This window comes from Wolbachia endosymbiont (group B) of Aricia artaxerxes (assembly GCF_964026975.1).
Lineage (GTDB): Bacteria > Pseudomonadota > Alphaproteobacteria > Rickettsiales > Anaplasmataceae > Wolbachia.
Genome location: NZ_OZ034718.1, coordinates 1002172 through 1014237, shown reverse-complemented (window position 1 = coordinate 1014237; position 12066 = coordinate 1002172). Strand labels below are relative to the sequence as shown.

Below are 12066 nucleotides of genomic sequence, written 5' to 3'. Positions count from 1 at the left end.
ATTAATCACTTAGCATTTAATGTCTACTTCATCCATTTTAGCATTAAGACTATCAAACTTGCTACTGGTTGTTTCCCTAATTATTTTGGCTACCTTCACTTTAAATTTCCCACTACTTGGCATATTAACTCTTATATTATAACCTACCTATTGAGATTACCTACAAGCTTGGTTACTCCTATCTCAGAAAGACAAGTTGATACTTTGTCCTTTGAATGGCCTTGAACGGAAGCATTACTTAAATAACTTTGAGGCTCTAAATTCATTTGCTTTGCACCATCAACTTCTAATCTACCATCTCTGTTGTGTAATATCCGTTGTATTGATCGATTTAGTACAACATTTAGCCTGCTATTAAACTCTACCATAAACTTGTCAAACTTCTTCGAACTTAACTTACCAGGACATCCTGCTTCTCTACTAGGACATGCTTTCTCTAAATACGAACTTAAAACTCCTGAGATCTCATCAAATTTACCACTCATGATTTTTCCTGTAACTTCTTTCTGTATTTCCACAAAATCAATATTTAATCGATGCATTGATACACCACTTTTTAATCCAGCTTGCTCTATTACTTTCTTAAATACCTCTGTAATATTGAGTGCATAGCCCTGTGCTTCTAGTTGAGATATAGACTGATCTGCTGTAGAAATATACTTTTGACCCGTGACGTTTCTAACCAGCACATCAAGTAACATTATTGCACCATTTACATCCATCTTTGCATCAATTTGTGAGATTGGACTTTTAGTACCTGATACTACTTCAGGCAACTCAGAAGCTAATAACCCACTCACAGAGCTTTTTACCCAACCAAATAAATCATTTATCCATGAAGATGGTCTTGTGCTACTACTTGCTGCTATTCCAGGTTGATTACTTGAATCTACAGAAAGGAATTTATGTGATGAGTGATTATGATTGCGATTGTGATCCCCGTGGTGATGACGGCGTCTGCGTTGCACAGGTTTTTCTCCTTTTTCATTGAGTTTTTTCTCTAAATATTCTGCAATACTACTATCTCTAGCAATATCTAGCGGTGCCTTGCCGTAATCACCTCTAGCATCAAGATTAGCATGAGCATCGACAAGAACTTTTACTATATCAAGACTGTTGGTATCAGCAGCATAATGTAAAGGTGTCCAATTGTCTTTGTCTTCAGCGTTAACGTTTGCACCACGATTAAGAAGCAATTTGACCACATTTAGTCTTTCATTTAACACAGCTCCATGCAAAGGAGTTGCTTGATATTCCCCATTTTTAGTTTCAATATTAGCACCATTATCAAGAAGGAATTTTATTCTATCTAAATCACCGATTTCAGCAGCTGAATACAGTAGTGTACTGCCATCTTTGTCTTTGGTATCAATATTAGCACCTTGAGCAATAAGACCTCTAACTTTATTAAAATCACTATTTCCTATTGCGCTTAATAACTGTTTATCTAGGATTAATTGTGTTTGTTGTAAGTACTGTACAAGATTATTATGTCCCTTATCTCTAGCAATATCTAGTGGTGTGTTGCCACTACTATCTTTAGTACTAATATTAGCTCCATTATTTATAAGATGCTGCAATGTATCTAAATGACCACCCCAAGAAGCCAAGTGTAGTGGCGTCTCACCATTTTTATCAGCCTCATTAATACTTGCTCCTCTCATGAGAAAAAGTTGTATAACCTCTTCATCACTGCTCTCAGCAGTAGTGTATGTAGAACCTCTACCATATACATCTTGAATATCCTTGTGATTATTCATAACAGCAAAGTGAATAGGAGTCCTGCCAAGTATATCCTTAGCATTCACATTAGCTTCCTTATCAACTAAAAACTTAGCAATATCTGAATGACCTTTCAATGCAGCCCAGTGTAGTAATGTGCAGCCATATTTATCAGTCGCATTAACACTCACATCTTTACTAACAAGAAACTCTACTGTACCTAAATTACCACTCCAAGTATAATAAAACCCACCATGCGTTCTGTCGTCAATATCTTTCGCAATAAGATCACTAATTGTCTTTAGATCTTTTTCATTTTTTACAGTAAGTAACAATTCTTTATCTAAGTGTGCTTGCATAAAAACTTGCCTCATTGTATCAGAATTAGTATAACGTTCCTCATCTTCAGGAGTTCTACCACTGTTATCTTTAACATCAATATCAGCACCTTTACTTATAAGATACTTCACCATACCTAAATGATGAACAGAACATGAAGCATAATGTAGAGGGGTTTTACCATCTTTATCTTTAGCATTAACGTTAGCACCTCGATTTACAAGGCCTTGAACTTCATTAAAATCACTATCTTTTACTGCAGCCAGTAATTGCTCATTTAATTGAGCTTGTTTTAAGTATTTTACGATGCTATCATGCTTTCGGTCGATGGCGATATCTAGCGGTGTCTTACCATCCTTATCTTTAGCTTTGATATCTGCTCCCTTACTTGCAAGATACCCCACTACATCCAGATGGCCGCCACCAGAAGCCATGTGCAATGCTGTCTGCCCATCACTATCTTTTAGATTAACATCAACTTCCCCTTCATCTACAAAATACTTTACCACATCTAGCTTACCATTGTAAGCAGCATAGTGCAGGGGAACTCTACCGCCATTATCTTTAATTTCTAAGCTATTTTTTGCATCTGCTACAAAATATTTTACTATATCCAGATTACCACCATAAGCAGCAGAATGCATAACAGTCATCCCATTACTATACTTAGCATTCAAGCTAGCCCCTTGACTTACAAGATCTCTAACTTCATCAAAATTACCATATTGTGCTGCAATAAGTAATTCTTGATTTAGCTGCACTTGTTTTAAATAGTCTACAACATCGCTGCGCTCTTGATGAGTAGCAATATCTAGTAATGTTTTACCACCTTTGTCTTGAGTATAAACGTCAGCTCCCTTTTCTACAAGGTACTTTACTACACCCAAGTGACCATTCCAAGAAGCACAGTATAGTGGTGTTCGACCATATCTATCAACATCATCGATGCTCATTCCCTTGCTGAGAAAAAATTCTATAATGTTTGTATTATTATTTTCAGCAGCAACATGTATAGGTTTCCTGCCAAAAATGTTCTCAACGTTAATATTAGCACCCTTTTCTATTAAAAAGTTAGCGACTTCTAAGTAGCCTCTCCATGCAGCAAAATGTAGCGGTGTCCAACCATTATTATCAGACTCATTAATATCAACGCCTTTCCCAATAAGGTACTTTAGTATATCCAAATTACCACTATAAGAAGCATCACATATAGAGGGGCGACAACGATGATCTTTACCCTCTAAACTAACGCCATTTTCAACAAGGTATTTAAATATACCAAAGTGACCTTTTAATACAGCATTGCGTGCAGGGGTATTACCATCTCTGTCTTCAGTATTAACATTAGCTCCTCGATTGACAGAATCTCTTACTTTGCTCATATCTCCAACTTTTACAGCATCTAGCAATTCTTGATCTAATTCTCCCTTAGCATTACTAACAATATCTCTAACTTTTCTTACATTAGACCCACAATCTTCTATCTTCCATACACCTTGCATAACCTTGCCCCCTGGAATCCAAGTAAATACTCTTCTCCTATCTTTGTCATATTTAGCATAATCAGCAGCATACAAATACTCATTATGCTTAACATTCCTTATATTACATTTATCACCGTTAGGCTCAATCTTCCACACACCTTGTGTAACCTGTTCACCTGGAATCCAAGTAAATGCCATTCGTCTATCATTATCATAATTAAAATAGTTACTAGCAGCATACAAAGTTTCATTAAATGCAACATTCACTATATAAAAGTTGTCACCATCAGGTTTAATATTCCACCTAAACTTATCATTTTTTTCATTCTTTGGAGTCCAAGTAAATGCCATTCGTCTGTCGGTATCATAATTGAAACATTTGTTAGCAGCATATAAATATTCACCTTGATAAATATTCTTAATACATACTTTCGATGAAAATACTGCATTCCTTACTGATTCTGGCAATCTGCTTTTTAGTTTCTCAAGGTTAGATCTTTCTTCTTGATGAACATCAGGATAGTTCTTCATCTCGATTGCTTCTTTAACATAGTAAGCTAACTTAAATACTGCACTATTATTTAAATCATTATTTCTTTGCATTGCGTTAAATACAGCCACATAACCCAATATACGCTGACTAACATCATTATGGCTTTCTACACAACTTAATATTTTTTTCGTATCTACTTTCCTATATACGTCATTTATAACTCCCTTAATTGTATTATTAAACAACCTTTGATCGAAATTATAAATGTCATTAGCAAGTGTATTAACCGAACCATAACGATCATGTAACATACCATCCTTTAGCTTCTCTTTTACTACATTTTTTATTGAATATTTTAACTTTTCTACAAAAAACTCTGCCCATCTTTTTACGTTAGGCACGGTTTCTGCTTGATTAATAATCTCCTTCTTTAAAACCTTAACCGTTTCCATCATCTTATATGGATCGTTGTTTCTATCCTCAATACTTGTTGCATCCTTACTAAGGAAGAATTTGACCACATCTAAATTACCATTGCAACCAGCTATACGAAGAGGTGTTCTACTATCTTTATCTTCAGCTTTATCTTTAATATCATAACCTTTATCGATAAGGAACTCAGCTATATTTAATTTACCCTCCTGAGCAGCTAAGTGCAGAGGAAGGGCGTCCTTATTTTCAACACTAAAATCCTTTCTATCAAAAAGAACTTTTACTACATCCAACCTACCTCCTTGAATAGCCATATTTAAAGGTGTTAATTCATGCTCATTTCCAATATCTATACTTTTAATCTTTTTTATCAAATCCTCAGCTTTACTATTATTTCTTTGCAATGTTGCATTAAATACCTGCTCTTTTAATAAATCTACTGTTTCCTTATAAAAATCCTCTATAATATCTTCTGAATTACAAGTAGAGACTATGCATTTCAAATTAGAAACCATCGTATCATTAAAAGCAAACATCATTTCCCTTGCTGGTTGATAGGTATTCCAATTTTCTACTTTTGCTAAGGTATTATTCTTATGTGATAACACTAAACTATCATCAGCAATCTCTGTATCAAAATCCAATATAGACTTATCTCTAAAGTCAACTAAACCAACATCATTCTTATTAGTAGGTTGATTATGATAAATTTGTAATCCTTGTTCCTCTGGTTGATAGTATCTGAAAGAGCTAGGATTGATCTCTAGATGCTCAAGCCTTAAGTTTGTACTATCAATTTTATAAAGCTCATTGTTTATTCGTAATACAATTTGTTGATTCTCTGGATTTTGAAAATAATCAACTAAACCAATGGATAAAGACCATTTAGTACCTACACTATCAAATATTGTAATATCTTGTATCTTTAAACTATCCTCTGTAAGGTCAGAGATTGATTTGCCATAACATTCATTTATATAATCCCTTTTACCTTCTTCTATGCTTATACCATCAACATCTGTTACACTTAACTCAGCAAAATCAATGATACTATAAGGTATGTTTTGATAAGACACCACTTTGTTTTTTATTTTTAAATTGAGCCTTATTGGCGACAATGAAGTTTTGCTATTTAATGTATCTGGTAGTTTGATAATATACTGGTGTTGCCCTTTCTCTCCTTCTATTGTAATGTCCTGATAGTAATTACACAGCATCAGATAGTCATCATAACCATAGTTCCGTCCACCATTAAGGTATTTCTGATAACTACTTGTAACGTCAGAGCTACTATAGCTAAAATCAACAATGACTTGACCTGAGTACATGCCAGCAATTATCACTTTTTCACTAGGTACTCCCATATGGTTTTTAATAACTTCTACTTGAGATACTGGTATGTCAAAATTATTGTTATTGACAATATCTTTTGCAATTTGGTAAGTATCAAGTAATTGTTGGTCTAGAATACTTGCTTGTATAAATGCTTTTAACTTTTTTGCACTATTTTGTATTACCTCTCTACTAATATCACTTCCTGAACTTTTCAGCTCTTGATATCTAATATCTTCTATTGTATCAGACAAAGACTTATCTTGTATTGCAACAGACTCTGTTATTCCATTGCTATTTACTTGAATTACTAGATTTTTAAAATCATTGATTTTAGTACTTGAAACAATACTTTGTGTATTATTAGCTAAAACATCTAAGCTATAGCCGACCTTTTCTATATCTTCACTTATTCCCCACTGTGTGATATTAGCAACTTGAACCTTTATTATGTCAATATTTCCTTTTATTTTTCCTGTACTGCCCAAATCACTTACTATCTTAGCATTATCACTATCTTCATTAACAACAAATATTGTTTGTTTTAATCCCCTGTTATGCACATTTTCTTTGTTAACTACTCTAACTTCATAATCTTTGTCTGTGCAGTTAAATGAATTCTGCCAGACTTCTGCATTTTTTACATTAATCAATCTTGTTTTACAGTGAGTAGTAATATTTTGCTTGCTGTCAGAATTAGACACATAGTTATATGTGTTAACCAATCTTATGTTATTACTATTACCATAACGTATAGTTCTACCATGCAAATTTGCAACGACATTATTAGCCTTAACATTCATTACTAGAGTATTTTCTTTTCCTGGTCCACCTTCAAGAGTACCAGACGTATAGTCATTAATAATAAAAATAGTTTCATTATTTTTTGAGCCAACATAACGTATATTACTACCCTCTGGAATATGCATTACTGCTGGATAATTTGCTGCTGCTGTTAATGTTTTAGGTCCTGAAATATATAATACTGATCCTCTAGGAAATGTTTGCTTTTTTGTATTACTATGCTCTTTTCTTGTTGGATTAGTAAAGATAAAAGGTCCGCCTGAGAGAGTAAAGCTCTCTTGACAATTTCTATAAATTTTGCCACTGTTACATGGAGCGAACGCATCGTCACCTGTGTGCTTTGTATTGATTGTTTTGCTGCATTGAGATTTTTGTATCGGATTTGTTAATGGTGCATCTACAATTCTTAAGCCAAGATTTTCATACTCGTATTTTGTTAGATGAGGGATATGTTTTGCATCCGTATTAACAACATAAACTTTCTTTTCTTCAATCTCTTGATAGCATTGAGGACTATTCTTTATACCACAGATAAACCTTTCCCAACCTTCACTCATAACCAAAGTATAAGGTGTCATAGTCAATATCTTAGAGATATCAATAGAAGACAAATCTCTTTTTACACTAGAGGCTATATTGATCTTGTCAAAAGAGATATCTTTATATTTTTTTTCTAAATCACATGTCCACTTCATCTGCGTCGCACACTCAGGACCATACGGTGATGGCATAATACATATAGCCTGTGCACCCATATTTTTAATCACCTCACTATATTTCTCTTCAATGGAGATTACGTATTGTACAACCGCATCTATGTCATAATTGTCATTTAACAGTTTAATAGCTGCTTCTTTTACGTAAGTTAAATAACCTTTTATTCTAATTGTGTCTTCATATTCTTTTTCTACATCTCTTCCTGTAAAAAACTTGATTACCCCTGCAAAAAATACTTCCGCTTGTTCACCACCAGGTAATAGAGGTACTTGTTCTGCTATTGCTTTTGTATACTCTATTCTCTCATGAACTTCTACACCAATTGTTATTAATACATCAGCAACCATAGTAACTACTGCTACCCTACCTAAAACTTTACCTGCAGCAGATAACCCTCTTAAAATCTTAGTAGTAGCACTTACACTTTTTACTGTAAAGCTAACACTTGCACTTATAGGCCTTATGCTCATACTTGCTAGTTTTACACCACTACTAGCTGTCCAATAATAATTTAATGGATGATGATTACCTTGAGCTATTTCATTTATACTATACCCAAATTGATAAGCAATAGTTGCAAATGTAATACTTTGAACTATGGGGTTACTGATAATCTTAACAAACGTTTGACGTACAGGTTGTGGTACTTTACTAATCAATTTTCCTACTTTACTATTAGAAGAAATACTTACACTCGTCCTAACATCATCCATAGCATCTAGTATACCATTGATACCAAATACTTGCTTTAAAGCATTATTATCATGTCGTCCAAGTGTTGCTGTATCACCTATACTATCAAGCAAGTCATATATAGCCATCATGGAAAAAAACTTTCCACCTTTTGCTCCTTTTATTTTCGCTGAATCAAATTTATCACGATCAAATGCAATTCCTTTTTCTTGAAGGCTGCTTTCTACATTACTAATATAATCTGCAAAAACTTTTTCACCAAGATCATCAAAATGATTTTTAAACGTATCAAAAGTATCTTCCCTAACACCTTTTGCTAGCAAGTTCTGTTTAATTTCCTCTACAATATTAGAGTAATCTTGATTAGTTTGAACATCACCTATATCTTCAATGTATTTTTTATTCTCTAACAACTGCTTATCATTTGATAGTTGATGTAATTTATTATGAATTTTCTCTCTTTCTGCATCTGTAGTAAAATTTTTAATTATATCATCGAATTTTACTTCATAGCCATCGATGCTTAAATAATACTCAATATTTTGTCCTTTTATTTTTTCTTTTATAACGCGATCCTTATCTCTGCCTACTTTTACTAAGATCTCAATACCATCACTATAATCATCTACAAAATATCTTTCTGCATTCTTCATTTCTATAATATCACCTATTATCAATTTTTTATCATTACCATTGTTATCTTTTACTTTTACATCAGTCCTATCAGCATTGCCTATCATATCAAACACTTGCTCACGACCTATATCTACAATTTCATTAGTTAAATCCTTAGCATTATCAATATCAAATAGCTCTTTAACACGTTGCTTTTTTTCTTCCTTTGTAATCTTTTCTTCATCAAACGAATCTATGCAGGCCATACTTACACTTCTTTCTCTTCTTGGCTTTTTACTTGGTGGATACTCCGGCGATGAAGATTTTCTTTTAGAACACTGCCCTACAGTAGGCAACATATGATGTGAACTATGAACTACTCCAACAGGAATAAATCCTTCCTTGGTTGTCCTACTTGTTAAAATAAGTTTATTCGGATTATTAGATCCTTTATCGAAAACAACACCGATAAATTTTACCTCATCACCATCTGTAAGTGTTTTATAGGTAACACCTTCTTTGTACTCTTCATTTATTTGATCATTTGCTTCCCTCAATAAAGCTTGAGCCCCTTTACCCTGCCTTGATGCCTTAAGTTCTAACCCTATTGGAGTGTACTCCTCAGCATTTCCACCTTGAGCCACAAACTTAATACCATGAACTAGCATGTCAATACGTTCCCCTCTACCAGTTTGAAACTCAGTTAAAACTAATGCTCTAGTTTCTGGTGATTCCTGTAATTTTAAGTCACTATAATAACTAAACACTCCATTCAATATTCCCTGGAAATGAGCTTCTTTATTAACGAGACTCTTAAAAGGAAAGATTCCTTCTCCAATTTTTTCTAATAATCTACTATATCCTCTTATTGATAAGGATTGGATATCTAGTGCTTTATCAAATGTTTCTTTTAACTCATTAGGATAAGTAACTTCTTTAAAAGTACCTTGAAATCTATTATCTCCGTTGTTGTACTCTTGTAAAGAATTGTATTTTTCAGTCCAAATAGTAAGATATCTTTTAAAATCTGACTTGTACCTAGTATCAAAATTAAGATTTAATTCGATTATTTCCCTATTCCCTATTTCTCTATTTAATCTATCAAGAGGGAGCACTTCATCCAGCCCGTTCAGAACATCCTTTCTGTTAGCTTCAACAATATTTATTACATAAACCAACTTCTCTGTATTTTCTGGAATGAGCACCATTGTCACAACTGCATGACTCGCATCAAGATTAGCTGACAATCTCTCCCTGGCTCTTTCAGCTGCTAAACGTCCAGACCCACGAAGATTAGGACGTACCTCGGTAGGTATATTGTCTCCATAGATAAAAATGTATTTTTTAAAACCAGTTTTTAAATCTTCAACTCTATTTAGCAATAGTGATTGCCCTAGTAAAAATCTACTAAAATAATGTTTATCTCCCTTCTCAGGTGTACCAGGAAACGTATGATAAATACGTTCTAGATTATCTTTCACCTGTCCCTTTAATTCTATTGTTCCAATCCTTTGCGTATCCCAGTCATCAGCAGATTTTAGCATATCTTGAAAAAGAGGAATTATTTCTTCCCCACGATTTGATACTTTAATATCAGAGATAGGAGATGGATTATCAAGATTGACACCAACACATAAAATGTCATCTGCAGTGGTTAGAACTCGCTGAATATTTGGTTGAAAGCCTTGTGCATACTTTTCTGCTTGCTGCAAAGCCTTATCTGGAGTAGCATTAGAACCTGCTCCCGCTTTTAATTCAATAATAATGGGAATAGAATCCAATGCACGATCAGGACCACGAGCCAGCAAGATAATATCTGCATAACCCCTTCCTGCAAATTGCTCTGGGTAGACTCTAAAATTATACCTGTAGTGGAAATTCATGAAAACGCCTACCGCAAACCCATGATGTGCTGCTTCACGTGCTCTGCTAGCATAGATTAGTGAGTCTGCATATTCGGAGTGAATTGTGTAAATCTTATCAAGAATTCTCCTTAAAGATGCTTTAACTGTTCGCTGATTGGAAATAGCTAGCTTCGCTATATCGACTTCGGGATCCCTCCATAACCCTTTTCTCACTTTTTTAAATTGAACTTCAGAATTATGTTCTATGTCTACTCCTTTATCTTTCACATCAACAACTATTTCTCCCTGATGACCGGCATCTTTAATGATTTTTATTGATTTAACTTTAATTTTATCTAGGTTATTTTCGATAAGAGAGTAAAGCTTGCCTAATACCTCCTTCAATTCACCTTGATCAAACTCTTGAGTGTAAGAATGAGAACCACTTTCTGATATAACAAATAATTTTACTTTATCGATCACATCTTTTTGACTCTTCATTTCACCATTTTTTATAATAGCTACCTTCAAAGTCTTTGCACCGTCAAAGCTAAAATAAATCTCCTTGATGTCTAGCTTTTTTGCCATCTCTGTATCCAACAAAGTAGAAAAACTACCTAGGAAGAAGTGTGTAAAAAACCCTGCTTTTTCTACAGAGTGTAAATAAGATGGAATCTGATCCACAAATGACTGAAATCTCGGTTCAAAAGATTTAAAATCCTCATCTTGCCGGCTTATACCAACTTCTTTATCTGCTTCCTCTATCAATAACTGTATTAACTCAAAGTCTTGTGGTCTTACTTTACCCATGACTCTTTTTAAGCCTTTTGCAAGCTCTTTATCATTATCAATAATATTCCTTTCAAGACCAAAATTATAATGGTTTCGTTTACCTGGTGCACCAACATGAAATAATTGTATTTGAATATCCCCATTACCATATTGAGTCTCAACTTCACCAGAAACACTAATCGTTGCGCTAAGCATTCCACTCATTGCTCTTATTTCAGGTTCACCTCCCCAAGTATCAGGGTTCCTCATGTTTTCCAAGTAACGCTCAAAATCACCTTCAACAAAATCTCTGAACTCATTTCTATAAGAACTTATGTGATCAACTACTCGATTACGAAATAAGTTTCTTACTAAATTTGCAAATGTATCATCATAATTCGCAGCACCTAAATTCCGAACCAAACCTCTAATATGATCTAAATTTTGGGTTACAGTTCCATCATTTCCAAATAGTACTTCATACCTTTGTCGAAATAAAGCATCGTCGTTTCTGACGGGTATTAAGTAAGCCATAGTAACAGACCAAAACAAGCAACTACCGTCTCCTGGAACATCGATTCTCTTAATCTGACTTCCACTTTCGGAATCAACATCAGATCTCCGATAACGCTTAAGTTGAGAAAATTCTCTAGCTTGCTCTATATATTGCACTTCATCCGATAATTCAGTAATCTTTGAATTAACATCTTCTTTTTTTAGATGATCTGTTGGATATTGTATCTTGAACACAAACCCCCTTCATTATATTATACTAAACCCACTATACCAAGCTTATTGTATAACCATCAGAGATATCAAT

General features: G+C 33.9%; 1 protein-coding gene. It reads right to left on the bottom strand.

Annotated features, from left to right (window positions below):
* Positions 1–143 precede the first annotated feature (143 nt).
* Complete coding sequence (locus AAGE00_RS04545; protein WP_264686029.1) at positions 144–11996, bottom strand: ankyrin repeat domain-containing protein; 11853 nt, start codon at positions 11994–11996, stop codon at positions 144–146.
* Positions 11997–12066: the final 70 nt, after the last annotated feature.